The organism is Streptomyces taklimakanensis (assembly GCF_009709575.1).
GTDB classification, from domain to species: domain Bacteria; phylum Actinomycetota; class Actinomycetes; order Streptomycetales; family Streptomycetaceae; genus Streptomyces; species Streptomyces taklimakanensis.
Genome location: NZ_WIXO01000001.1, coordinates 3855527 through 3879466, shown reverse-complemented (window position 1 = coordinate 3879466; position 23940 = coordinate 3855527). Strand labels below are relative to the sequence as shown.

Annotated in this window: 20 protein-coding genes and 1 pseudogene; 7 read left to right on the top strand and 14 right to left on the bottom strand. The window is 72.4% G+C overall.

What is annotated here, in order from left to right; genetic code table 11:
- Positions 1–67: 67 nt before the first annotated feature.
- From F0L17_RS17260 to F0L17_RS17240, 5 genes are all read right to left on the bottom strand, one after another.
- The gene (locus F0L17_RS17260; protein ID WP_338018122.1) at positions 68–2608 is read right to left on the bottom strand and encodes a SpoIIE family protein phosphatase; all 2541 of its coding nucleotides are present in this window, start codon (positions 2606–2608) and stop codon (positions 68–70) included.
- An 89-nt stretch (positions 2609–2697) separates the two neighbouring features.
- Entirely contained in the window at positions 2698–2928 is a 231-nt protein-coding gene (locus tag F0L17_RS17255) for an SPOR domain-containing protein (protein ID WP_155071780.1), read from the bottom strand.
- Between the two features lie 178 nt (positions 2929–3106).
- Positions 3107–3859, bottom strand: a complete 753-nt coding sequence (locus F0L17_RS17250) for a GntR family transcriptional regulator (RefSeq protein ID WP_162466317.1) — start codon at positions 3857–3859, stop codon at positions 3107–3109.
- Between the two features lie 199 nt (positions 3860–4058).
- Positions 4059–5657: a S8 family peptidase gene (locus tag F0L17_RS17245; protein WP_155071778.1), complete on the bottom strand. Its 1599-nt coding sequence runs from the start codon at positions 5655–5657 to the stop codon at positions 4059–4061.
- Between the two features lie 530 nt (positions 5658–6187).
- Positions 6188–8371 carry a DEAD/DEAH box helicase gene (locus F0L17_RS17240; RefSeq protein WP_155071777.1) on the bottom strand — a complete coding sequence of 728 codons (2184 nt, stop codon included), beginning with the start codon at positions 8369–8371 and terminating at the stop codon, positions 6188–6190.
- Positions 8372–8539: 168 nt separating this feature from the next.
- Here F0L17_RS17240 and F0L17_RS17235 point away from each other — a divergent pair.
- A pseudogene (locus F0L17_RS17235) lies at positions 8540–8800 on the top strand (type II toxin-antitoxin system RelE family toxin); the annotation flags it as partial.
- An 88-nt stretch (positions 8801–8888) separates the two neighbouring features.
- Here F0L17_RS17235 and ychF read toward each other — a convergent pair.
- Positions 8889–9977: a redox-regulated ATPase YchF gene (gene ychF / locus F0L17_RS17230; protein WP_162466315.1), complete on the bottom strand. Its 1089-nt coding sequence runs from the start codon at positions 9975–9977 to the stop codon at positions 8889–8891.
- A gap of 268 nt (positions 9978–10245) precedes the next feature.
- On the opposite strand from ychF, the gene F0L17_RS17225 reads away from it, so the two are divergent.
- The gene (locus F0L17_RS17225) at positions 10246–10845 is read left to right on the top strand and encodes a DUF6542 domain-containing protein (protein WP_155071776.1); all 600 of its coding nucleotides are present in this window, start codon (positions 10246–10248) and stop codon (positions 10843–10845) included.
- Between the two features lie 34 nt (positions 10846–10879).
- Here the strand turns inward: F0L17_RS17225 and F0L17_RS17220 are convergent, their stop codons facing one another.
- Positions 10880–11863, bottom strand: coding sequence for a 4-hydroxy-3-methylbut-2-enyl diphosphate reductase (locus tag F0L17_RS17220; RefSeq protein ID WP_155071775.1), 984 nt, complete (start codon positions 11861–11863; stop codon positions 10880–10882).
- Between the two features lie 105 nt (positions 11864–11968).
- Here F0L17_RS17220 and xseA point away from each other — a divergent pair, with 105 nt between their 5' ends.
- Complete coding sequence (xseA, locus tag F0L17_RS17215) at positions 11969–13237, top strand: exodeoxyribonuclease VII large subunit (protein WP_155071774.1); 1269 nt, start codon at positions 11969–11971, stop codon at positions 13235–13237.
- Positions 13234–13506, top strand: coding sequence for an exodeoxyribonuclease VII small subunit (locus F0L17_RS17210; RefSeq protein WP_155071773.1), 273 nt, complete (start codon positions 13234–13236; stop codon positions 13504–13506). Before xseA ends, F0L17_RS17210 begins: the two co-directional genes overlap by 4 nt.
- Positions 13507–13588: 82 nt before the next feature.
- Here F0L17_RS17210 and F0L17_RS17205 read toward each other — a convergent pair whose 3' ends face one another.
- Entirely contained in the window at positions 13589–14173 is a 585-nt protein-coding gene (locus tag F0L17_RS17205) for a DUF4245 domain-containing protein (protein ID WP_420802428.1), read from the bottom strand.
- A 167-nt stretch (positions 14174–14340) separates the two neighbouring features.
- Between F0L17_RS17205 and glpX the strand changes: the two genes are divergently transcribed.
- A complete protein-coding gene (gene glpX, locus F0L17_RS17200; RefSeq protein ID WP_155071771.1) occupies positions 14341–15375 on the top strand; it encodes a class II fructose-bisphosphatase in 1035 nt (344 codons plus the stop codon).
- A 92-nt stretch (positions 15376–15467) separates the two neighbouring features.
- Here glpX and F0L17_RS17195 read toward each other — a convergent pair whose 3' ends face one another.
- Both F0L17_RS17195 and F0L17_RS17190 read right to left on the bottom strand, forming a co-directional pair.
- Complete coding sequence (locus F0L17_RS17195) at positions 15468–15827, bottom strand: WhiB family transcriptional regulator (RefSeq protein ID WP_162466314.1); 360 nt, start codon at positions 15825–15827, stop codon at positions 15468–15470.
- A 274-nt stretch (positions 15828–16101) separates the two neighbouring features.
- Positions 16102–17022 (bottom strand): hydrogen peroxide-inducible genes activator, encoded by a 921-nt coding sequence (locus tag F0L17_RS17190; protein WP_238419402.1) that lies wholly within the window; start codon positions 17020–17022, stop codon positions 16102–16104.
- A gap of 231 nt (positions 17023–17253) precedes the next feature.
- Between F0L17_RS17190 and F0L17_RS17185 the strand changes: the two genes are divergently transcribed.
- Both F0L17_RS17185 and F0L17_RS17180 read left to right on the top strand, forming a co-directional pair.
- The gene (locus F0L17_RS17185) at positions 17254–17808 is read left to right on the top strand and encodes a redoxin domain-containing protein (RefSeq protein ID WP_162466313.1); all 555 of its coding nucleotides are present in this window, start codon (positions 17254–17256) and stop codon (positions 17806–17808) included.
- A gap of 13 nt (positions 17809–17821) precedes the next feature.
- Positions 17822–18373, top strand: coding sequence for an alkyl hydroperoxide reductase (locus F0L17_RS17180; protein ID WP_155071769.1), 552 nt, complete (start codon positions 17822–17824; stop codon positions 18371–18373).
- Between the two features lie 182 nt (positions 18374–18555).
- On the opposite strand, the gene F0L17_RS17175 is transcribed toward F0L17_RS17180, so the two are convergent.
- From F0L17_RS17175 to F0L17_RS17160, 4 genes are all read right to left on the bottom strand, one after another.
- Positions 18556–20712 (bottom strand): SpoIIE family protein phosphatase, encoded by a 2157-nt coding sequence (locus F0L17_RS17175; RefSeq protein ID WP_420802427.1) that lies wholly within the window; start codon positions 20710–20712, stop codon positions 18556–18558.
- Positions 20713–20754: 42 nt separating this feature from the next.
- On the bottom strand, positions 20755–21435 hold the full coding sequence (locus F0L17_RS17170; protein WP_162466312.1) for a methyltransferase domain-containing protein: 681 nt from the start codon (positions 21433–21435) through the stop codon (positions 20755–20757).
- Positions 21436–21640: 205 nt separating this feature from the next.
- Positions 21641–22378 carry a cytidylyl-2-hydroxypropylphosphonate hydrolase gene (gene fomD / locus F0L17_RS17165; RefSeq protein ID WP_155071767.1) on the bottom strand — a complete coding sequence of 246 codons (738 nt, stop codon included), beginning with the start codon at positions 22376–22378 and terminating at the stop codon, positions 21641–21643.
- A gap of 145 nt (positions 22379–22523) precedes the next feature.
- Positions 22524–23933 carry a class II fumarate hydratase gene (locus tag F0L17_RS17160; RefSeq protein WP_155071766.1) on the bottom strand — a complete coding sequence of 470 codons (1410 nt, stop codon included), beginning with the start codon at positions 23931–23933 and terminating at the stop codon, positions 22524–22526.
- Positions 23934–23940 lie beyond the last annotated feature (7 nt).

Below are 23940 nucleotides of genomic sequence, written 5' to 3'. Positions count from 1 at the left end.
CACCGCGGGCGAGGCCCCGGGGATGCGGTCGGGGCGGCCCGGGACGGCGGTACCGGCCGTACCGCCGTCAGGGAATGGGGAGTTCGAACCACACGGTCTTGCCGATCGGCCCGTGCCGCGTTCCCCAACGGCGCGCCCCGCGGGCGACGAGCTGGATGCCGCGCCCGCCCTCGTCGTCCTCGGTGGCGACGTGCTCCCTGGGCGGGACGGGCAGCGGGTCGGAGACCTCCACCAGCAGGGACGAGCCTCGCACCATCCGCACCCCGATGGGTCCGTGGGCGTGGCGCATGGAGTTGGTGACCAACTCGCTGACGAGCAACGCCGTGTCGTCGACCAGCTCGCCCAGCCCCCACTCGCGCAGCGTCCGGCGGGCGGCGTCGCGGGCCCGGCGCACCGCGTAGCGCTCGGCGGGGAAGGTCCAGGAGGCGGCGCTGCCCTCAGGGAGGCCACCGAGCCGGGCGAGCAGCAGCGCCACGTCGTCGACGGAGTCGACCGGGCCGGCGGAGGCACCGGAGCCACCCGGCCCGACGCCCCGGGGGTCGGGCGTGCCGCCCCCGGGGGCCATGCCGTCGAGCACCCGGTCGCAGACGTCCTCCAGGAAGGGCTGGTCCGGCAGCTCGGCGAGCAGCCGGACCAGCCGGTCCAGGCCCTCGGTGATGTCCTCGCCGCGGTGCTCGATCAGCCCGTCGGTGTAGAGGACGAGGAGCGCCCCCTCCTCCACCGTCAGTTCCACGGACTCGAACTCCACCCCGTCGACACCGAGGGGCGCGCCCGAGGGCGCCTCGACGGGCGCCACGGACCAGCCTCCGCTCCCGTCGTCGACGAGCAGCAGCGGCGGCACGTGCCCGGCCGTGGCGAGGGTGCAGCGGCGGGTGGAGGGGTCGTAGACGGCGTAGACGCAGGTGGCCATGAGCGGCTCGTCGGGCCCCTGGGCCAGGTCGTCGGCCAGGTCGTTGACCCGGCGCAGCAGCTCGTCGGGGGACAGGTCCAGGCCGGCCAGGGTGCGCACCGCCGTGCGCAGCCGCCCCATCGTGGCCGCCGCGCGCAGCCCGTGGCCCATCACGTCACCGACGACGAGGGCGATCCGACCGCCCGCCAGGGAGATCACGTCGAACCAGTCGCCGCCCGCCTCCGCCTCGGCCTCGGTCCGGCTGCCCCCGGGAACGTAGCGGTAGGCGACCTGCACACCGGGCGGCGAGGGCACGTGCTGGGGCAGCAGGCTGCGCTGGAGCATCAGGGCGCTCTCGCGCTCGCGGGCGTAGAGGCGGGCGTTGTCCAGGCTGATCCCGGCGCGTCCGGCCAGCTCCATGGTGAGCGCGAGGTCGTCGCGGTCGAAGGGGGCCCGGCCCTCGGCGCGGCCGAGCACCAGCAGTCCGAGGACGACGTCGCGGGCCCGCAGCGGGACGATCAGCACGGAGGCGACGTTCAGGGGGTTGGCGACCGAGGAGGCGGGGTCGTCGGGGTGGAGGGCGGAGCGCAGGTCCTCCTCGGTCAGCGTCATGTGGGGGACGGCCGAGCCGAGCACCTTGCCGAACACCGACTCCGGGGCGAAGACGACCTCCCGGCCGACCCGCAGCACGGCGTCGACCGTCGGACCGCGCGTCTTGGCGGCGGTGCCCAGCTGGAGCAGCGGGGAGTCCGGCAGGCGGTCGGGGCGGGGCAGTTCGCCGCCGTGCGCCACGGAGGCGTACAGCATCACACTGGCGTAGTCGGCGAAGCGCGGGACCAGGGAGTCGGCGAGGGTGCCGGCGAGCCGGGGGAGGTCGAGCAGGTCGCCGAGGGCCACACCGACGTCGTCGAGGAGTTTGAGTCGCTGGCGGGCGCGCTCGATCTTCTCCATCGCGTCGCGCCGTTCGGTGACGTCCATGACCGTGGAACTCACCCCGAGGACGCGCCCGTCGGGCGAGGTGAGCCTGCCGTACGACACCGAGTGCCAGCCGTGCCCGTCGGGCGCCGCGACGACCGTGTCCACCACGGGGCGACCGGTCTTCAGCACCAGGGACTGGATCTGCGTGAGGCTCTCGGCCGTACGCGGGGGCAGGACTTCCCTGGTGCTCCTGCCCAGCGTCTCGGAGACCGGCACCCCGTTGAGCCGGGCGAGCGCGTCGTTGACGCGGACGTAGCGGTGCTCGGTGTCGAGGAAGGCGATGCCCAGCGGGGAGGTGGCGAAGAGGGCGTCGAGCGCGGCGAGGTCGTGCTCGACGGCGCGCAGCCGGGAGGTCTCGACGAGGTTGGCCAGAATGAACGGTCTGCCGCCGGCGGGGGTGATCAGCGAGGCACGGCCCTCGACCTCGACGGTGTGCCCGCCCCGGTGGCGCACGCGCAGGATGCCGCGCCAGTACTTCTCGTGCTGGAGGGCGTCGTAGATCTCCCCGGCGCCCACGGGGGTGCCGGAGGGCGAGGTCACGGGAGGGCCGGTGAGGTAGTCGGCGTAGTGGCGGCCGACGATCTCCTCGGCGGGCCAGCCGAGGATCTCCTCGGTGGCCGGGCTCCACAGCCGGACGTATCCCTCGGCGTCGAACATGACGATGCCGATGCGCAGCGTGTCCAGTAGCGAGGTGCTCACCCGCTCGCCCGTGCTGTGGAATGTCTTGGGGGGATCGCTCACGCCGTCCTCGTCCACGCTCGGGTTCCCGTCCGGACATCACCATCCACACAAAGAGGATTAGATGCCCTTATGCCCGATTGTGCACGGATTCAGGCTTGATCACCGTTTCCGCGACGTAACCGCTCGACCAGATAGCGCCGCTCCTCCGCGCCCCCGCTCGCCCCGTCCGCTCCGGCGCCGCTCCCCGTTCCGCCTCTGCCCAGGCGTTCGACCATGCTCTGCGCCTCGGCGCGCGTGGCGTAGCGGCCGACGCGGTAGCGGTTGCCGTTCGCGTCCTGCCGCACGACCAGCCAGGGAAGCGCGGCGGCGCTCTCGCTCATCGCGCACTCCCCCCGGTCCGCGCCTCCTGGCGTGCTCCATTCCCTGCCGATATGCCGGTCCGCATATGCCCGAGCCTACGCCCGGACTTCACTCAGTGCATTCGGGTTGGCACTATGCGACATGATTTCGGCCATCTGTGCGAGTGGCGCCGATTCCCGCGGGGGCGCGCGGAGCCTTTCAGCGCACCGGCAGGTGGTACACCATGCGGTGCCTGTCCGCCGGCACGACCACGTCCGCCGTCTCCACCGGACGCCCGCCCGCGCGGTACGTCCGCTCGACGACCAGGACGGTGTGCCCCGGGACCCCGCCCAGCGCGAGCATCTCCTCCGCCAGACCGGGTCGGGCGCCGACCTCCTCCACCACGTTGTCCACGACCAGGTCGATGGCCGCCATCCGCTCGACCACTCCGCGCCCGCCCAACGGGCCCTCCTCCGGAAGCATCACGGGGGTGCGTCCGGTGATCGACAGCGGCTCCCAGGACGTGGAGAGCATCGACGGCTCCCCGTCCACGCGGAACAGGTAGCGAGTGCGCATCACCCGCTCCCCCTCCTTGATCCGCAGCCGCTCGGCGATCCCGGCGTCGGCCTCCTCCTGCTCGCTGCGCGACTCCCAGGTGCCCGTCGCCCGCTCGTCGGCCTGCTCCTGCCGGAACGGGCTGGGATCCCCGGACGTCCGGTACCCGGTGCGGACCACGGCGCGCGGCACGGGACGCTCGCGCACGTACGTCCCCGATCCGGAACGGCCCTCCACCAGCCCCTCGGCCATCAGTACCTTGCGCGCCTCCAGCGCGACGGTGTCCGACACCCCGTACTCCACGCGGATGCGGGCCTGCGACGGCAGTCGGGTGTGCGGCGGAAGCGTGCCGTCGGCGATCTTCCGGCGGAGATCCCCGGCCACACGCAGATATGCGGGCTGCTCACCGAAAGGCACGTGCCCTCCCAACGGCTCGACGGTGTGCAACAGCTTGGCAACGGAATGTTGTAGCCCGCAATAAACGGCCAGGGTTTCACCCGATGTGATGAAGCGCTGCTCAGAGCACCGTCCGGAACGGAAACCGGCCCCCACGGCGGAGCCGTGGGGGCCGGGGACGCGCCGGTGCGGTGCCGGTGCGGTGCCGGTGCGGTGCGAGTCAGAACTGCAGGGCCCAGGAGTTGATCGTGCCGGTGTCCCACCAGCCGCTGTCCCTGACCCGCAGCTTCCAGGTGCCGTTGGCGGCCTCGGAGGAGGCGTCGACGGTGTAGGTGCCGATCACGTTGTCGGCGCTGCCGCCCGTCCCCTGGTCCTTGATGCGGTAGGCGGTGCCGTCGGGCGCGATCAGGTCGATCTGGAGGTCACCGATGTAGGTGTGCCGGATGTCGATCTCGACCTTCAGGTCCGAGGGGGCGTTGCCGCTGATGCCCGAGACGGTGATCGGGGACTCGACCGTGGAGTTGTCGCGGATGGGGTAGTCGGTGGTGTTCTCGAAGCGGCCCTCCGGGTCGCCCGGCGGGTCACCGGGGTCGCCCGGGTCGCCCTCGCCCACGTTCAGCAGCTTGTTGGGGGAGCCGCTGCCGGGGTTGGAGATCGCACCGGTCACGGCGGCCGAGTCCAGGCCCGCGGCGACCTGGGTCGGGGTGGCGCTCGGGTTCTCCCCCAGGTACAGCGCGGCGGCACCGGCGACGTGCGGCGAGGCCATCGACGTGCCGGAGATGGTGCTGGTGGCGCTGTCGGAGGTGTGCCAGGTGGAGGTGATGGAGGAGCCCGGCGCGAAGATGTCCAGGACGCTGCCGTAGTTGGAGAAGGAGGAGCGCGCGTCGGAGCTGGTGGTGGAGCCGACGGTGATGGCCTCGGCGACGCGGGCGGGCGAGGAGCCCGACGCGTTGGTGTTGGAGTTGCCCGCGGCCACGGCGTAGGTGATGCCGGAGGCGATGGAGTTGCGCACGGCGGCATCGAGGGTGGAGTTGGCGCCGCCGCCCAGGCTCATGTTCGCCACGGCGGGCTTGTCGGCGTTCCGCGTCACCCAGTCGACGCCCGCGACCACGCCGGAGATGCTTCCGGAGCCGTTGTTGTCCAGCACCCGCACGGCGACGATGTCGGCCTTCTTGGCCACGCCGTGGGAGGCGCCCGCGACCGTGCCGGCCACGTGGGTGCCGTGGCCGTTGCCGTCGCCGGCGCTGGTGTCCCCGTCCACGGCGTCGTAGCCGTAGCGGGCGCGGCCGCCGAAGTCGCCGTGGCTGATCCGCACGCCGGTGTCGATGATGTAGGCGGTCACGCCCTCACCGGCGGAGTCCGGGTAGGTGTAGCGGCCGTCGAGCGGCAGGGACGCCTGGTCGATCCGGTCCAGGCCCCACGAGGGCGGGTTGGTCTGGGTCGCGGCGATGGACACCTTCTGGTCCTGGGCGACCGCCGCCACGGCCGGGTCGGCCGCGAGCCGCTTGGCCTCGGCCTCCGTCAACTGGACGGCGTAGCCGTTGAGTGCCTCGTGGTAGGTGCGCTTGATCGTGGCCCCGTACTTCTTCACCAGGGAACGGCCCCTGGAGGAGCCGGAGTCGGCGTCGTCCTCGTCGAGGGTCACGATGTAGCTGTTCTTGATCGCTCCTGGCGCTCCGGCGTTCTGGATCACGCCTTCGGCCGGCGGAGCGGGAGCCGCGGCGGCGGTCAGGCCCGGGGTGAGTCCGACGGCCAACGCCACGGCGGTCACCGCGGCGGCCTGGATGCGTCTGCGACGGGTGGGACGCGTCGCTGCCATGAGGGGTCCTCCTCCTGTGGGGGTGCGCCGATGAGGGTTTCATGCGCATGACAAACCGAGGCACCAAGTCCGCGCCGTGCTCGAACGGTTCGCCGTTCGAAAGGTTCACTCATTCATAGGAAAGGCACAAGAGTGCATGCATGGAAGACACGTACATGTCACATGGCGTCAACACGTTCCCGGCCGACGAGACGCCCCGTCCGCCCCACCTGTCACTCTTTCCGCCACCGGGCACCCCTCACCGACGGCCGGCCGCGCCCGCCCCTCCACGGCGCGACGGGCCGCGGCGGGTCGGCACACATCCCGGAAACGGCCGGAATCCACGAGGGAGGACAGGAAGAGGCCAGACCCCGCGATCCGGCCCCTGACCCGGAGCCTCCTGCTCCGACCGGCGGCTCGGCCGGCCCGGGGATCAGCCGTCAGACGTCGAAGCGGAATGTCCGGAGTCGGATCCTGACCTGCGGTGGAGCCCCACACAACACCCTGACCAGACGTTTCTCCGTTGACGCCCGTTGAGTCCCGACGGTCGCTTACGAGTGTCCTGCGGACTCCGTGCGGACCACGCCCAGTCGCGCCTGCTCCTCCTCGACGATCTGGCGGGCCATCGCCGTGTCGGAAACGTCGACCGCGTCCGGCGTCGACTCGGCGACCGCGCTGCGACGTGCGTACGCGTCGAACAGGCGGGCCTTGTTCTTCAGCATCTCCACCATCCGCTCGTCCACCCCGCGAGTGGTGAGCAGCCGGTGCACCCGCACCGAACGGACCTGCCCCATGCGGTGGGCCCGCGCCACCGCCTGGTGTTCGATGGTCGGTTTGACCTGAGGCTCGCAGATGATCACGACGGACGCGGCCTGCATGTTGAGCCCCACCCCCGCCGCCTCGATCTGCGCCACCAGCACCGCATGACCCGGCACGGCGGCAAACTCGTCCACCAGCCGCTGACGGCGGGCGGGCGACACGGTTCCCGAGATCGGACCGAACACCTGACCGCCGCCTTTGCTCCGCGCGGCGTCCAATGCGTCCTTCACCACTCCAAGGACGTCCCTGAAGTTGGAGAACACCACCACCTTCAGCCCGTTCTCGGCAGCGTCCTCGACGATCTCGCACAGCCGGTTCAGCTTGGCCGACTTCTCGGGCCGCGCGTACGCCGCTCTGCGCATCGCCATGAAGTTGCCGACGCGCACGGCCTCGCGGTAGGCGTCTTCGTCCGACGCGCTCAGCTCCTCCCACTCGTCCGTCTGCTGGAGTGCGGGCAGTTCGGTCAGGACATCCTGCTGGTTGCGGCGTAGATAGACCGGGGCGACAGCCTTCCGGAAGGCCTTGGAACCGGCCACTCCGTCGCGGTCGTCGACAGCCCCCGCCAGGTGCGGCTGGAGAATCCGCACAAGGCTGCGGAACTCGGCGACCCGGTTCTCCATGGGCGTGCCGGTCATGAGGAGAACCCGTTCGCAGTGCCCGGACCATTCGGTCACGGCCTGGGAGCGACGCGTCTTCGGATTCTTCACGTAGTGCGCCTCGTCCACGACCAGCATCCCCAGCTCGCCGCCTTCGGGGGCCGGGAAGCCGCGCAAGGCGTCGAAGGTCGTCACTCCCACACCGCCCCGGCCCTTCCAGTCGGCGAACGCCTCCTGCCTGTCGGGGCCGTGCAGGGGCATCACGCGCAGCCTGCTACGGGCCTCGATCTCGCGCGTCCAGTTGATCAGGACGCTGGCCGGGCAGACGACCATGAAGTGGCTCTGCCCCTCGGCAGCGAGATGAGCCAGAGCGGCGATGGCCTGGATGGTCTTGCCGAGCCCCATCTCGTCGCCGAGGATCACCTTGCGTTGCGCCAGGGCGAAGCGGGCCCCGAAGGCTTGATAGCCGCGCAGCGACACCCGCCGGTGAGTGTCGTCAAGCAGCTGGTCACGGACTCGCTCGGCGACTTCATCGGGCAGGAAGCCCTCGGCGGCGGCAGTGTCGGGTCCGCGGCCGGAGATCTCCGCGAGCAGGCTGTGGTACTCGGCGGAACGCAGCTCGAAGTCGACCCAAGCCGCAACCTCGGTCGAGGTGCCACGCAGCAGATCCACCGATGCCTGTGCGAACAGTTCCGGCACACCAGCCTCTGCTGCCTCCTCGGTCAGCCTGCGGACCTCTGCGACGGCCTCCAGTGCCCGAGCTCGTCTGGCATGCCCCATCAGCAGCAGCCGCAGCCGCGCGGCGGCAGGCTTGGCCTCGGCCAGCAAGGGACCGAGCCGCCCGGAGAGAGCCGCGGCCGTGTCGACGGCTCGCCGCGCGTCGGGGCCCGCTTCCACCAGCACCTGCAGGGCCATGACGAGTGCGGTGGTGCGCGGCTCCGGCCGATCCACGTCGATGTGGACGGCGATGGTCTCGTGAACGGCAGCGGATATCCGACGCGCCGCCGCGATGACCTGATCGGCGGTCCGCTGCCCCACGCCGGGAATCTGTCGCAACCGGTAGGAGCCGGCATCGAGTACCTGTCGGACCGACCGCAGCCCGCTCCTGTCGACTTCCCCAAGCCTCAGCCGCCCCTCGGTGACCTCTTTCAACCGGGCCACCGGGATGGCGTCCAGCGCCTGTTCCACCGCCGTGTCACAGATCGGCTTCAGCGCCGCCCGAACCGCCTCGACAGCCCGTCCGTGGTCACGGGCCACCGACTGCGCCGCCTCGTACAGCCGCCCTCCCGCGGCAACCGCCTCCCGCTCACTGCGCCCCATCCCGCCCCGGCCCCTCTCGCTGTGTCCCCGCATACTGCCACCGCTGGCCCCGAGTGCCGGACGACACCGGCGTTGTGTACACATGGAACACTCGGCACCTTGAGCGCATGGCGAGCCCGGCCGCCGGCGTCCCCGTCGAGGACGTGATGAGGGAGACGCCGGCACGCGGTGAGTGACCACCGCGCGGTGTTCCGGCCCGAGGCCCAGGCCGAGCTACGCGAGATCCCGCGTGACATCGCGCTTCGAACCCTGGTCAAACCGACGGAGCCGGAGAGCGACCCCTTCGGCTTCGACACCACCGCACTCGTATCCCGGCCTGAGCGCCGCCGCCTACGAGTCGGCGACTACCGCGCCGTCCACACGGTCGACAACGGGGAACCGACCGGGTGGGTCGTACACGTCGGACACCGCTCCACGGTCTACGGCACGCAGCTGCTCCCGGTTCTGCCGACCGTTGCGGACAGCACAGGCGGCCTGACCCGCCCTCTCGCAGGTCAGGCCGCCTGTGATGACGCGATCAGACGTTGAAGCGGAACTCCACCACGTCGCCGTCCCGCATCACGTAGTCCTTGCCCTCCATGCGGGCCTTGCCCCGGGCGCGGGCCTCGGCGACCGAGCCCGCCTCCACCAGGTCGTCGAAGGAGATGACCTCGGCCTTGATGAAGCCCTTCTGGAAGTCGGTGTGGATCACACCGGCCGCCTCCGGGGCCGTGGCGCCCTTCTTGATCGTCCAGGCGCGGGTCTCCTTCGGGCCGGCCGTGAGGTAGGTCTGCAGGCCGAGGGTGTCGAAGCCGACGCGGGCGAGGGTGGCCAGGCCCGGCTCCTCCTGACCGACCGACTGGAGGAGCTCCAGGGCCTCGTCCTCGTCCAGCTCGGCCAGATCGGCCTCCAGCTTGGCGTTGAGGAAGATCGCCTCGGCCGGGGCGACCAGGGCGCGCTGTTCGTCCTTGAACGCCTCGTCGGTCAGTTCCTCCTCGTCCACGTTGAAGACGTAGAGGAAGGGCTTGGTGGTGAGCAGGTGCAGGTCGTGGAGGAGCTCCGTCCGCTCCGAGCCCTGGACGAAGCCGGCCGAGAAGAGGGTGCGTCCCTCCTCCAGGATCTCCTTGGCCTCCTCGACGGCCTTCACCTTGGGCTGGACGTCCTTCTTGATCCGGGACTCCTTCTGGAGCCGGGGCAGGACCTTCTCGATCGTCTGGAGGTCGGCGAGGATCAGCTCGGTGTTGATCGTCTCGATGTCGTTCTTCGGCGAGACCTTGCCGTCGACGTGGACGACGTTCTCGTCCTGGAAGGCCCGGATGACCTGACAGATCGCGTCCGACTCACGGATGTTGGCCAGGAACTTGTTGCCCAGGCCCTCGCCCTCGCTGGCGCCCCGCACGATGCCGGCGATGTCGACGAAGTCGACGGTCGCGGGCAGGACGCGCTGGGAGCCGAAGATCTCGGCGAGGCGGGCCAACCGGGAGTCGGGGACACCGACGACGCCCACGTTGGGCTCGATGGTGGCGAACGGGTAGTTGGCCGCCAGGACGTCGTTCTTGGTCAGGGCGTTGAAGAGGGTCGACTTGCCGACGTTGGGCAGGCCGACGATTCCGATCGTGAGCGACACGTGGCGACTTCCCGTGAGCGAGGGGATCTGGGTGGGCGGGCCCGAGTGGGGCCGATCCACCAGTCTACGGGCACTCCAAAGAGCGGCCCTGGCGTGTCCGTCCCCGGTTCCGGACCGGTCGGCGTCCTACGTTGGTGCGGTGGAGCAACACAGTGCGCGCCTTCCCCGTCTCCGTCCGCGACGTCAAACGGCACAGCCCTCCCCACCACCGCCCCCTGCCCCGCCCACCGGGGGCGGGGAGGCCCCGCGAAGCGCCCCGGAGCGCCCCGTGCGCGGGCCGGGCCACCGCACCGGAAGGGCCGGCGGCCCGGGGCGGGCGGGCGGCGCCACGGCCGTCCGCCGCACGACGTGGCCGCCCGGAGCCCGCCTCACCGGACTGGGCTGCGGGCTGCTGGCCGTGGGGGCGATGGTGGTCGCCGGCGGCCTGAACGCGTTGCTGTTGGACGGCCCCTCGCTCCCCTACGGGATCTCGTTCGTCCTGGTCAGCGCTGTCTGCGCGCTGTGGGTGAGGCCCGTGGACCTGGCCGCGGCACCGATCGCGGCACCGATCGCCTTCACCGCCGGACTGCCGTTCCTCGGCGACGGGGCGGGTGGGGTGGCCGATCGGCTGGTGGACCTGGTGACCGCGCTGGCCGTCAACGCCGGGTGGGTGTACGGCGGCACGTTGACCGCCCTGCTGGTCGTCCTGGTCCGCGGCGGCGCCGTCCGGCGCGGCGGGGGCGGCAGACGGGCCGGGACGAGGGGGAGGAAGGCGGAAGGGGCCGGGAGGACGAGGCCCGAGAAGACGAGGCCCGGGAGGAGGAGGGCCGGGGAAGCCGGGCTCGGGACGGCGCGGGCCGAGGGGGCCGCCGCGCCGGACGGGAGCTGACGCCCGTCCGGCGGCGGGGCACCGGACGGACCGGTCAGCCCGCGGCCTTCCGCGCCGCCTCGGCGCGCAGGTCCCGACGCAGTTCCTTGGGCAGTGAGAAGGTGATGGACTCCTCGGCGGCCTTGACGACCTCGACGTCCGCGAAGCCCCGCTGTGTCAGCCACTCCAGGACCTCCTCCACCAGCACCTCGGGGACGGAGGCTCCGGAGGTGACGCCGACCGTGCGCACCCGGTCGGTCAGCCAGCCCTCGTCGATCTCGGCGGCGCAGTCCACCAGGTGGGCGTCCCCGGCACCGGCGCCCAGGGCGACCTCGACCAGACGCTTGGAGTTCGAGGAGTTCTGCGAGCCGACGACGATGACCAGGTCGGCCTCGGCGCCCATCTGCTTGACCGCGGTCTGCCGGTTCTGCGTGGCGTAGCAGATGTCGTCGCTGGGCGGGGAGACGAGCTGGGGGAACTTCTCCTTGAGCTTGTCGACGGTCTCCATGGTCTCGTCGACGGAGAGGGTGGTCTGGGAGAGCCAGACCACCTTGGACTCGTCGCGCACGGTGACGTTCTCCACGTCGTCCGGGCCGTCGACGAGGGTGATGTGGTCGGGAGCCTCGCCGGAGGTGCCGATGACCTCCTCGTGGCCCTCGTGGCCGATCAGGAGGATGTCGTAGTCCTCCTTGGCGAAGCGGACCGCCTCCTTGTGGACCTTGGTGACCAGCGGACAGGTCGCGTCGATGGTGGCGAGCCTCCGCCGCTCGGCCTCCTCGTGCACGGTGGGCGCCACACCGTGCGCGGAGAACATGACGATGGACCCCTCGGGGACCTCGTCCGTCTCGTCGACGAAGATCGCGCCCTTCTTCTCCAGCGTCCGCACGACGTACTTGTTGTGGACGATCTCGTGGCGGACGTAGATCGGCGCGCCGTACTGCTCCAGCGCCTTCTCCACGGCGATCACGGCGCGGTCGACCCCCGCGCAGTAGCCGCGGGGCGCGGCGAGCAGGACCCGGCGTGCGGTCGTAGCAGTCATGGGCCCATCGTACGGGCCCGGCCCGCGGCTCCCGCGCCCCGGGACGGAAGGGCCGCGCCCGGTGCCGTGCGGGACGCTGTCGGCGTCGGCGGCTAGCCTCGTCGCATGGCTCTCAACACGTCGCCCGAGGCGCCGGTCCCCGTCGGCGAGGTGTCGCGGCTGATCGGCGGATGGATCGACCGGCTCGGCGCCGTCTGGGTCGAGGGGCAGATCACCCAGCTCTCCCGGCGGCCCGGCGCGGGCGTGGTGTTCCTGACGCTGCGCGACCCCTCCCAGGAGATCTCCCTGACCGTGACCTGCTACCGGGCGGTCTTCGACAAGGTGGCGGACGTGGTCGCCGAGGGCGCCCGGGTGGTGGTGTACGGCAAGCCGGAGTGGTACGCGCCGCGCGGCCAGCTCTCGCTGCGGGTCTCCGAGATCCGGCCGGTGGGCGTCGGGGAGCTGTTGGCGCGTCTGGAGGCGCTGAAGCGGTCGCTGTCCGCCGAGGGGCTGTTCGCTCCCGAGCGGAAGCGGCCGCTGCCGTTCCTGCCCGGCCTGGTGGGTCTGGTCACCGGCCGGGCCTCGGCGGCCGAGCGGGACGTGCTGGAGACGGCCCGGCAGCGCTGGCCCGCCGTCCGCTTCGCGGTGCGCAACGTCGCGGTGCAGGGCGTACACGCGGTGCCGCAGGTGATCGAGGCGGTGCGGGAACTGGACGCCGACCCGGACGTCGACGTGATCATCGTGGCCCGGGGCGGCGGCAGCGTCGAGGATCTGCTGCCCTTCTCCGACGAGCAGTTGGTGCGGACGGTGGCCGCCTGCACCACCCCGGTGGTCTCCGCCATCGGGCACGAGCCGGACACCCCGCTGCTGGACCTGGTGGCCGACCTGCGCTCCCGGACGCCGACGCACGCCGCCAAGGACGTCGTCCCGGACGTGGTCGAGGAGCTGGAGCGGGTGCGGCAGCTGCGGGAGCGGGCGCGGCGGAGCGTGGAGACGATGGTGGAGCGGCAGGAGCGCGGCCTGGCGGAGACGATGAGCCGTCCGGTGCTGGCCCGCCCGCACACGATGGTGGAGGAGCGGGAGGAGCAGGTCGAGGCGCTGCTGGAACGGAGCCGCCGCACGTTCGGTCATCTGCTGGACCGCGCGGGCACGGAGCTGGAGCACACCCTCGCCCGGGTCGTCGCGCTGTCCCCGGCGGCGACGCTGAAGCGCGGCTACGCGGTGCTCCAGCGGGCCGACGGCAGCGCGGTGCGCGCGGCGGACGAGGTGGACGACGGCGAGGAGCTGCGCGCCCGCCTCGCCGAGGGCGAACTGCCGGTGGTCGCCCGGCGGGCGGACGGGGGCGGCGGCGGAGGCGACGGGGTGTCGGTGGCCGGCCCTAGGCTGGGCGCATGACCGACACGACCACCCCGCCGGCCGGGGAGATGGGCTACGAGCAGGCGCGTGACGAACTGATCGCCGTGGTCCGCCGTCTGGAGGCGGGCGGCTCCACGCTGGAGGAGTCGCTCGCGCTGTGGGAGCGGGGCGAGGAGTTGGCCGCGGTCTGCCGCCGTTGGCTGGAGGGAGCCCGTGCGCGGCTGGACGCGGTGCGGGCCGAGGACGCGGACGGCGCCGGGGAGGAGGCCGCGGACGACGACCCGGAGGGTGGGGAGGACGACCGGTAGGGCTCCCGCGCCCTCCCCGGCGGCCGGGGCCGGGCCCTCCGCCGGGCACGGACTCGCCCGGCCCCCGCACCGGGGCGGCCGGTCAACGTCGCGCCGTGTCCCTCGCCCCGTCGGCCTGCGCCCCGTCGGTTCCCGCCTCACCGGCCTCCAGGGCGTCGGCCAGCCGCGCGAGGCTCTCGAAGGGGGCCGTGCCCGTGACCACCGTGGTCACCTCCGGCTTCCGCAGCACCAGGGCGTCGTACTTGGGGCCCTCGTAGCGCTCCCACTCCTCGCCGTCGATCGTCCGGGTGCGCCCGGTCGCCTCGGCGCCGTGCGTGACCTTCCCGACGAACCTCTCGGGCCGGCCGTCGCTCTGCTCGACGGCCGCGTACTCGTTGTCGGGGTCCATGAAGCCCAGGTGCCACACGGCTCCCTGGTCGCTCTGCCCCCGGTACCTCACCGAGGTCGCGCGCCAGGTCTCCGGCAGCCCCTCCGGGGCGACGACCGGGTACGGCGCCGCGCGCCGCGCCGTCACCAGCTCCACGTCATAGGTGATCGGCCGGACCGGGTCCAGGGAGTCGTCGTGCGGGATGAACAGGTAGACGACCCCGGTCCCGAGGAGGATCACCAGCATCGACAGCACCATGTCGCGTGCCGTCTGCCTGCCTTTGCTCGCCGTGCTTGCCACGCCTCCATCGTCCCCCATGCCCGGTTCCGCCCGTACCACCACCCCCTCCCCGCTCATCCGAGGGGCACTCTGCTCAGTTTGCCGGGAACCCGGATAGGGTCGAAGCACCCTCAGACTTCGGCCGTCGCGTTCGGACGCCGTACAGACGTGCAGAAAGGTGCGTCACGATGACCGATCACCACCACCTTCCCTCCCCCCTCGAAGTCAGCCCGGAGGCCCCCGACCGCAACCTCGCCCTCGAACTCGTCCGCGTGACCGAGGCGGGCGCCATGGCGTCGGGTCGCTGGGTCGGCCGCGGCGACAAGAACGGCGCGGACGGCGCCGCCGTCCGCGCCATGCGCACCCTGGTCTCCACCGTCTCGATGAACGGGGTCGTCGTCATCGGGGAGGGAGAGAAGGACGAGGCCCCGATGCTCTACAACGGCGAGCGGGTGGGCGACGGGACGGGCCCGGAGTGCGACGTGGCCGTGGACCCGGTGGACGGCACGACGCTGACGGCCAAGGGCATGGGCAACGCGGTGTCGGTGCTGGCCGTCGCCGAGCGCGGCTCGATGTTCGACCCGAGCGCGGTGTTCTACATGGACAAGCTGGCCACCGGTCCGGAGGCGGCGGAGTTCGTCGACATCACGGCCCCGCCGGCGGTCAACATCCGTCGGGTGGCCAAGGCCAAGGGCGGCGCCCCGGAGGACGTCACCGTCGTCATCCTCGACCGGCCCCGGCACGAGGACGTCGTGCGGGAGGTCCGCGAGTCGGGCGCCCGGATCAAGTTCATCTCCGACGGCGACGTCGCCGGAGCGATCATGGCCGCCCGCGAGGGCACCGGCGTCGACCTGCTGCTGGGCGTCGGCGGCACCCCGGAGGGCATCATCGCCGCCTGCGCCATCAAGTGCCTGGGCGGCGTGATCCAGGGCAGGCTGTGGCCCAAGGACGACGAGGAGCGGCGGCAGGCGATCGACGCGGGCCACGACCTGGACCGCGTCCTGACCACCGACGACCTGGTCGGCGGCGACAACGTGTTCTTCGTCGCGACGGGCATCACGGACGGCGACCTGCTGCGCGGTGTGCGGTACCGGGCGGAGACCGCCACCACCCAGTCGCTGGTGATGCGGTCGAAGTCCGGCACGATCCGGCAGATCGACTCCACCCACAAGCTCTCGAAGCTGCGCGCCTACAGCGCCGTCGACTTCGACCGGGCCCGCTGAACGACCCGGCGGCGGGCCCGGCCCGAGAAGCCGCGGGCCCGCCGCCCGGCGCTCCGTCGTGGCGGCGGGCCGGCAGGTCGGCGTGGTGGGCCTCAGGCGATGCGGGACACCTGGGCGGACTGCCCCACCTCGGCGTCGTGGCGGCGCCGACGGGCGAGCATCACCCGGCGCTCGGCCGCGGTGAGGCCGCCCCACACGCCGTACGGCTCGGGCTGGAGCAGGGCGTGCTCGCGGCACTCGACCAGCACCGGGCAGCGCGCGCACACCCGCTTGGCCGCCTGCTCCCGGGAGAGGCGGGCCGCCGTCGGTTCCTTGGAGGGGGCGAAGAACAATCCGGCCTCGTCCCTCCGGCAGACCGCCTCCGAGTGCCACGGCCCGGCTTGCTCGCGCGAGGACGTGCGCTGGGCGGGGACAACGGCGGCCTGCGGAGACTGATGCGGCGTTTGCAGCACGGTCCACTCCTGACGACGGCTACGGCTGTTCGATCTTTCGATTGAGTCACCTGGTTCCGCCTTGCTGCGCACGGCAGTTCGCGCTGCGGCCGTACGAGAGACGATGCATGCGGCCTACCCACTGTGCGTGCTCTTATGCATACGGTGGCGTACCACCTGCTGTCTTCGACGCGCCGGGCGGGACGCGCGCGACCGTCCACCGGAGCGGGGGCGCCCCGGCGCGCACGGCGTCCGCTCCCGGTGCGGCCCGCGCCGACCGGTGCCGCGCCCGCGCTCACTCCACGGGTCGCACCGGAAGCGGACGCATTGCCTCCCGCAAACCCTTGGCCAAGATGGCGAACTCCTGGCGTCGGGCCGCCCCCGCCCGCATCGCCAGGCCGATCCGTCGCGAGGGCGCCGGATCGGCGAAGGACGCGGTCGCCAACAGCTCGTTGCGTTCGGTCTCCACGTGCAGCGAGGTGCGCGGCAACAGCGTCACCCCCAGGCCGCCCGCGACGAGTTGGACCAGCGTGGACAGTCCCGCCGCGCTGGTGGCGGCCGGCACCCCGTCGGTGCGTCCGGCCTCCCGACACACCTCCAGGGCCTGCCGGCGCAGGCAGTGCCCCTCGTCCAGGAGCAGCAGGTCCAGACCGCGCAGCGTCTCGCGGGGCAGGTCCGTCCGGCCGGCCAACTCGTGGGCGCGCGGGGTGACCAGCACGAAGTCCTCGTCGAACAGCGGCATCGTCTCCACCCCGTGGGCGGCCTCGGTGTGCGGCGCGTCCGGCGGCACGGCCAGCAGCAGCAGATCGAGCCGCCCCGCCAGCAGACCGTCCAGGAGCGAGTCGGTCTGCTCCTCGTTCACCTGCAATTCCAGTGTCGGATAGCGATCGTGAACGAGTCTCAGCACTGTCGGCAGCAGGTACGGCGCGCAGGTCGGAATCACCCCGAGCCGCAGCGTGCCCGTGAAGGGGGCCCGTGCCGCCTCCGCCTCCTCCACCAGTTCGCCCATGGCGTCCAGGACTTCGCGGGCCCGGGCGGCCACCCGCTCCCCCGCCGGGGACAACACCACCCTCCGCGTCGTACGCTCCAACAGTTTCACTCCGAGTGACTCCTCCAGCGCCGCGACCGCACCCGAGAGGGCCGGCTGGCTCACGCCGACCTCCGCGGCCGCCTCCCGGAAGTGCAGGCACTCGGCGACGGCCGCGAACGCCCTCAACTGGGAGAGCGTGGGCTGTCGTTGCCGAGGAACCTGCCGAACCCCCTGGTGGGACCGGTGACGGGACACCTGGTGTGGCCGTTGGGCCGACAGGGTCACTGATAACCACCTCCGATCAATCGACACGATTGTAGCTATTTCTTTGATCAATGTCGGTTGTGGCAGTGTGGATCACGTCCAACCCTCAGGAAACCCCCCACAAGGGATGTTTCCACGCAACAAGGAGAGCGCGTGCTCACTGTCGGTGACAAGTTCCCCGAGTTCGACCTGACCGCCTGCGTGGACCTCGACGCGGACAAGGCCTTCGCGCAGATCGACCACAAGACCTACGAGGGCAAGTGGAAGATCGTCTTCTTCTGGCCGAAGGACTTCACCTTCGTCTGCCCGACCGAGATCGCCGCCTTCGGCAAGCTGAACGACGAGTTCGCCGACCGCGACGCCCAGATCCTCGGTGTCTCCGGTGACTCGGAGTTCGTGCACCACGCCTGGCGCAAGGACCACGCGGACCTCCGCGACCTGCCCTTCCCGATGCTGGCCGACCCCAAGCACGAGCTGATGCGGGCCTGCGGCGTCGAGGGCGAGGACGGCTACGCCCAGCGCGCGGTCTTCATCGTGGACCAGAACAACGAGATCCAGTTCACCATGGTGACCGCCGGCTCCGTCGGCCGTAACCCCAAGGAGGTCCTGCGGGTGCTGGACGCCCTGCAGACCGACGAACTGTGCCCCTGCAACTGGACCAAGGGCGAGGAGACCCTCGACCCGGTCAAGCTGCTCTCGGGCGAGTGAGGACGAGAACGACATGGCACTCGACGACCTGAAGTCGGCGCTGCCCGACTACGCCAAGGACCTCAAGCTCAACCTCGGCTCGGTGATAGGCAACTCCGACCTGCCCCAGCAGCAGCTCTGGGGCACGGTGCTGGCCTGCGCCATCGCCTCGCGCTCGCCGAAGGTGCTCACCGAGCTGGAGCCCGAGGCGAAGGCCAACCTCTCCCCCGAGGCGTACACCGCGGCCAAGGCCGCCGCCGCCATCATGGCGATGAACAACGTCTTCTACCGGACGCGGCACCTGCTGTCCGACCCGGAGTACGGCACCCTGCGCGCGGGCCTGCGGATGAACGTCATCGGCAACCCGGGCGTGGACAAGACCGACTTCGAGCTCTGGTCGCTGGCCGTCTCCGCGATCAACGGCTGCGGGCAGTGCCTGGACTCCCACGAGCAGGTGCTCCGCAAGGCCGGTGTGGACCGCGAGACGATCCAGGAGGCGTTCAAGATCGCCGCTGTCGTCCAGGCCGTCGGCACCGTCCTGGACGCCGAGGACTCCCTGGCCGACCCGGCGCCGACCGGCGTCTGAGGCCTCCGGCCCGGCTCGGCGCGTACGCCGAGCCGGGTCCACCGGACGCGCGCACCGGGAGCGGCCCCGACCCCCGTCAGGGGCGTCGGGGCCGCTTCGTCCGTTTCTCGCCCCGCTCGGACCGCCCGCCGCCCGGCCGGTGCTCCCGGCGGGGCGGTCACCCCTCGCGGGCGCCGCGGCCGTCAGGGCATCGAGAACTCGAACCACACCACCTTGCCCGTGCTCAGCCGGGTCGCGCCCCAACGGCGGGCGAGGCGGTTGACCAGGTACAGCCCCCGGCCGCCCTCGTCCGTGGCCCTCGCCTGCCGCAGCCGGGGCAGTTGCGGCACATCGTCCCCGACCTCGCAGCGCAGCACGTCGGTGCGGAGCAGCCGCAACGTGATGGGACGCTCCGCGTAGCGGACGGCGTTGGTCACCACCTCGCTGACCAGCAACTCCACCGAGTCCGACAGCTCCTCCAGGCCCCAGCGCTCCAGCGCCCGCCGCGCCAGCCGCCGCGCCTGTCGCGCGGTCTGGGCGCGGGGGTCGAGGTACCAGTAGGCGACGTCACTGGGCGGGATGCCGTCGAACCGGGCCGCCAGCAGCGCGATGTCGTCGTCCCGGTCGCCGGGGCCGAGGATGTCCAACACCTCGTCGCACAGCGGCTCCAGCGGCGGCGGGGTGTCGGGACGGGTCAGCCCGGCCGTCTCGGTCAGCTTCTCGCGCAACCGCTCGATCCCGGTCCACACGTCGCGGTGCCGGGACTCCACCAGGCCGTCGGTGTACAGCAGCAGCGTGGCACCCGCCGGAGCGGGCAGCTCCACCGCCTCGAAGTCCACTCCCCCGACGCCGATCGGCGCCCCGGCGGGGACGTGCAGCACCTCCGCCCGGCCGTCGCGGTGCAGCATCACCGGCGGCGGATGCCCCGCGTTGGCCACCACGATCCGGTGCGCGACGGGATCGTAGACGGCGTACATGCACGTCGCCATCCGGTCGCTGCCCAGCCGCTGCGCCTGCTCGTCGAGGTGGTGCAGCACCTCCTGCGGCGGCAGGTCCAGTCCGGCCAGGGTCTGCGCGGTGGTGCGGAGCTGACCCATGATCGCCGCGGAGGTCATGGAGTGGCCCATGACGTCTCCGACGACCAGCGCCACCCGCCCGCCCGGCAGGGGTATCGCGTCGTACCAGTCGCCGCCGACCCGGGCGGTCTCGGCCGCCGGGAGGTAGCGGCTGGCCAGCGTCACCCCGGTGGGCTGGGGCAGCTCGTCGGGGAGCATGGTGCGCTGGAGCTCGTCGGCGATGTACGCCTCGCGGCCGTAGAGCACCGCCTTGTCCACGCCCAGCGCGGTGTGCGTGGCCAACTGCGCCGCGACCAACAGGTCGTCGGGTTCGAAGGCGGAGCGCTCCGGGCGGCGCAGGAACACGGCCGCGCCGATCACCCGGCGGCGCCCGCGCATCGGAGCGAGGATCGCCCGGCGTCCCACCGGGGCGTCGTGCCCGGGCCCCAACAGCTCGGGCAGCGCCTCACGGGCGGTGGACGCGTCGCCGAACACCGGCCGCACACCGCGCAGCACCTCGGCCAGCGGGCCGCCGCCGCGCACCTCGATCAGCTCCGCCGCTCCGCCCCCGCCGCCCTCCGGCGAGACGGACAGCAGCGGCAGCGGGAACTCCCCGGTGTCGGACGCCTCCAGGTCCGGCGACGCGGCGGGCGCCTCCAGGGCGTGGTCGGGCAGCCGGTCGGTGCGGCGCAGCCGCAGCACGGCCGGACCGGTGGGGCGTTCGTCCCCGACCGGCAGCGGATCACGCAGATAGACCAGGATCGCGTCCGTGAACGCCGGGACGCTCGCCCGGCACAGCCCGAGGACGGTCTCGTCCAGGTCGACGCCGCGGGCGATCCGCCGGGTGGCCGCTCCCACGAAGCGCAGTCGGTCGCCGCCGCGCCGTTCCCGTTCGGCGATCTCGTCCCCGCCGGGGTGCTCGGCCGCCCCGGGCACCGTGCCGGGCGCGGTGTCCGGGGCGGTGCCGGGCGCGGTGTCGTGGTCCGCGCCGGCCCGCTCGCCCGGCACCTCGGGGCGGCTCCGACCCACCGGCTCGTCACCACCGGTGGACCGGGCGTGTCCGCCGCCTCCGCCGGGGTCGGGGTGGCCCGCCGCCCCGGACACGGGCGCGTTCGTCGGGGCGGGAACACGGCGAGGGGCCCCCTGGGGAGCCGTCGCGCCCGACCCGCCGGGCGGATCGGGCAGTGGGGCGTGCGCGGCGTCGGCACGGCCGGCCACGGACGCGGCCGTGCGGGCACCGCCGCCCGTGGACCGGGCAGCGGGCTGTGGGGATGTCGGATACTCCGTCACGCGTTGGGTTTCCATCCGTCCGGGGCCGCGCATCGAGCGTGCCCAGCGCTTCGAGGGCTAGGGGCGTCGTCGGCAGTTCAGGAAGATCTGGATCTCGGGAGAGACGTCCGTGCTGGCCGGCGCGTACGCGAACGACTCCTCCCCGAGGATCTCGAAGCCCGCGTCGCCCACCACCTGGCGCAGTTCCTCCCGCAGGTAGCCCGATACCCGGATCGTGTGGCCCAGGAACGGGATCGCGTAGTCGTCCACGTCCGCCTCCACCATGCCCAGGGCCAGCAGCCCGCCGGGCCGCAGCCGCCCGTGCAGCGCGCGCAGGGCGACGGGGATCTCCCGGCGCGGCAGCATCAGCAGCGCGAAGAAGGCGGTCATGCCGTCGAAGGGGCCCAGGTCCCGCCGTTCCAGCTCGGCGACGTCCAGCACGTGGAACTCGGCTTCGGGGACGTTCCTCCGGCTGAGTTCGATCATGCCGGGCGAGATGTCGATGCCGGTGACCCGGTGGCCGGCCTCGACGAGCCGGCGCGCGGTGGGGACCCCGGTCCCGCAGCCGACGTCCAGCACCCGCGACCCGGCCGGCAGCTCCCCCGCCAACCAGGCACCGGCGGCGAGCTGCCCCTCCTTGTGCGGGAAGACCTCGTCGTAGCGGTCGCCGATCGCGTCGAACGCCTCGGCCTGTCCGAAGCGATCGACCGTCGCCCGGTCGTAGCCCTCGTACGCCTGCTTGCCTTCCGTGTCACTCACGTCTGGGGCTCCTCTCGGGGCTACGCCAAGTCCCTTGCGAGGACCGGGAGTTCGTCGCCTCGGTGCTTTCCGTCAAGTCCGAGGGTGATCCTACGTTCGCCGCCCGGGTGCGCAGCAAGGAACCGCCGGATCCGACGGCTTCCCCGAACACCCCGTCGCGTCGCACCGCCATCATGCGAGAAGCAGCGCCGCTCCCACCAGCCCCTCAGGCCCTCGGTCCCCCGGCCGCCCCGGAATCCGCGCTCCTCTGCTCGCACCGCTCCGGCTTCCGGTCCCAGTCGCGCGGCAGCCGGGGCACCCGCCAGGCGGGGTCCGGACGCCAGCCCTCCCAGCCGTCGCGGAAGGGGCTCCCCCACGCGCGGACCACCTCCACCGCCCGCCGTCCCGCCGCCCGCACGCGCTCGGCCTGGGCCTCGTCCATCAGCCCGGCCCGCTGCGCCTGGGCGAACTCGTCCTCGTCCCGCCACTCCCAGGAGCGGTCGGGGCGGACGGTGATGTCCAGGAAGTGGTCCTCGGAGTCCACTCCGCCCGACCAGCGACGCAGCGGCTCCTCCAGATTGACGTACCAGTTCTTGAACCGCCATCCGCGCTCCCAGAACAGCCACACCGACCAGGGCTCGCCGGGCCTCGCCAACTTGAGCACCCCGGTGCCGAACCAGCGCGACCGCACGGTCCTGCGGGGCTTGGTGTAGCGGGTGGCGAGCGGCTCGCGGTGCACGGGCGTGCCGTCCGCCAGTTCCGGCTTGACGCAGACGGTGCCCGGGGCCATCCACCCGGCCAGCAGTTCGGCGGTGTCGCGCACGACGGTCATGGGACGGCAGATGTGCAGGTCGTCGCCGCCGTTGGCCCGGTAGCGCCACAGGATGTGCTCACCGGGCCGCCAACGGGGTCCGTCCCCCGCGTCCGCCCCGCCGTTCCCCGCCTGAGCCGTCTCCGCCGTCATGGACGGATCCTAAGCGCTGCCCCGTGACCGGTGGCCGCCGTCCCGCGCCACGGCACGCCCCGGCCGGCCCCGGCGCGGGAGGGCGGGACGGCGGCGGTTCGAGGGCCGACGCCGCCCGACCGTCCCGCTCCTCGGGGCCGGACCCTCACGGGCGCGTCATGCGCAGGACGTCCAGGGCCTCGTCCAACTGCTCGACGGTGATCAGGCCGCGCTCGACGTGGCCGGACTCCAGGACCGCCTCGCGGATCGTCTTCCGCTCCGCCAGGGCCTTCTTGGCGACCTTGGCGGCCTCCTCGTAGCCGATGTACCGGTTGAGCGGGGTGACCACGGACGGGGAGGACTCGGCGTACTCGCGGGCGCGTTCCACGTCCGCCTCGATGCCGTCGATCGTGCGGTCGGCCAGCAGCCGGGAGGAGTTCGCCAGCAGCCGGATCGACTCCAGCAGGTTCCTGGCCATCACCGGGAGCATCACGTTCAGCTCGAAGTTGCCCGACGCGCCGGCCACCGTGACCGTCGTGTCGTTCCCGATGACCTGGGCGGCGACCATCAGCACCGCCTCGGGGACCACCGGGTTGACCTTGCCGGGCATGATCGAGGAGCCCGGCTGGAGGTCGGGCAGCCGGATCTCGGCCAGGCCGGTGCGCGGGCCGGAGGACATCCAGCGCAGGTCGTTGCAGATCTTGGTCAGTCCGACGGCGACGGTGCGGAGCTGGCCGGAGGTCTCCACCAGGGCGTCACGGGCGCCCTGGGCCTCGAAGTGGTCCCGCGCCTCGGTCAGCGGCAGTCCGGTGGTACGTGCCACCTCGGCGATCACCGCCGCCGAGAAGCCGGGCGGGGTGTTGACGCCGGTGCCCACCGCGGTGCCGCCCAGCGGCAGCTCCGCCAGCCGCGGCAGCGCGGCGCGCAACCGCTCCACCCCGTACCGCACCTGCGCCGCGTAACCGCCGAACTCCTGGCCGAGCGTGACGGGAGTGGCGTCCATCAGGTGGGTCCGGCCGGACTTGACCACCTCGGCGAACTCCTCCGCCTTGCGCTCCAGCGCCCCGGCCAGGTGCTCCAGTGCCGGGATCAGGTCCTCGGTGACGGCGGCGACGGCCGCGATGTGGATGGAGGAGGGGAAGACGTCGTTGGAGGACTGGCTGGCGTTGACGTGGTCGTTGGGGTGCACGGGCGCGCCCAGCCGCTCGCTCGCGAGGGTGGCGACGACCTCGTTCATGTTCATGTTGGAGGAGGTGCCGGAGCCGGTCTGGAAGACGTCCACGGGGAAGTGGTCGTCCCAGCGGCCCTCGGCGACCTCGGCCGCGGCCTCGGCGATCGCCCGGGCCGTGTCGGCGTCCAGGGCGCCCAGCTCGGCGTTGACCCTGGCGGCCGCCTCCTTGATCCGGGCCAGCGCCTGGATGTGCGCGCGCTCCAGACGCCGGCCCGAGATCGGGAAGTTCTCCACGGCCCGCTGGGTCTGCGCCCGCCACTTGGCGTGCGCGGGGACCCGCACCTCGCCCATGGAGTCGTGTTCGATCCGGTGTTCCTCGGTGTGTCCCTCGTTCGTCCCGGTCATGGGGACG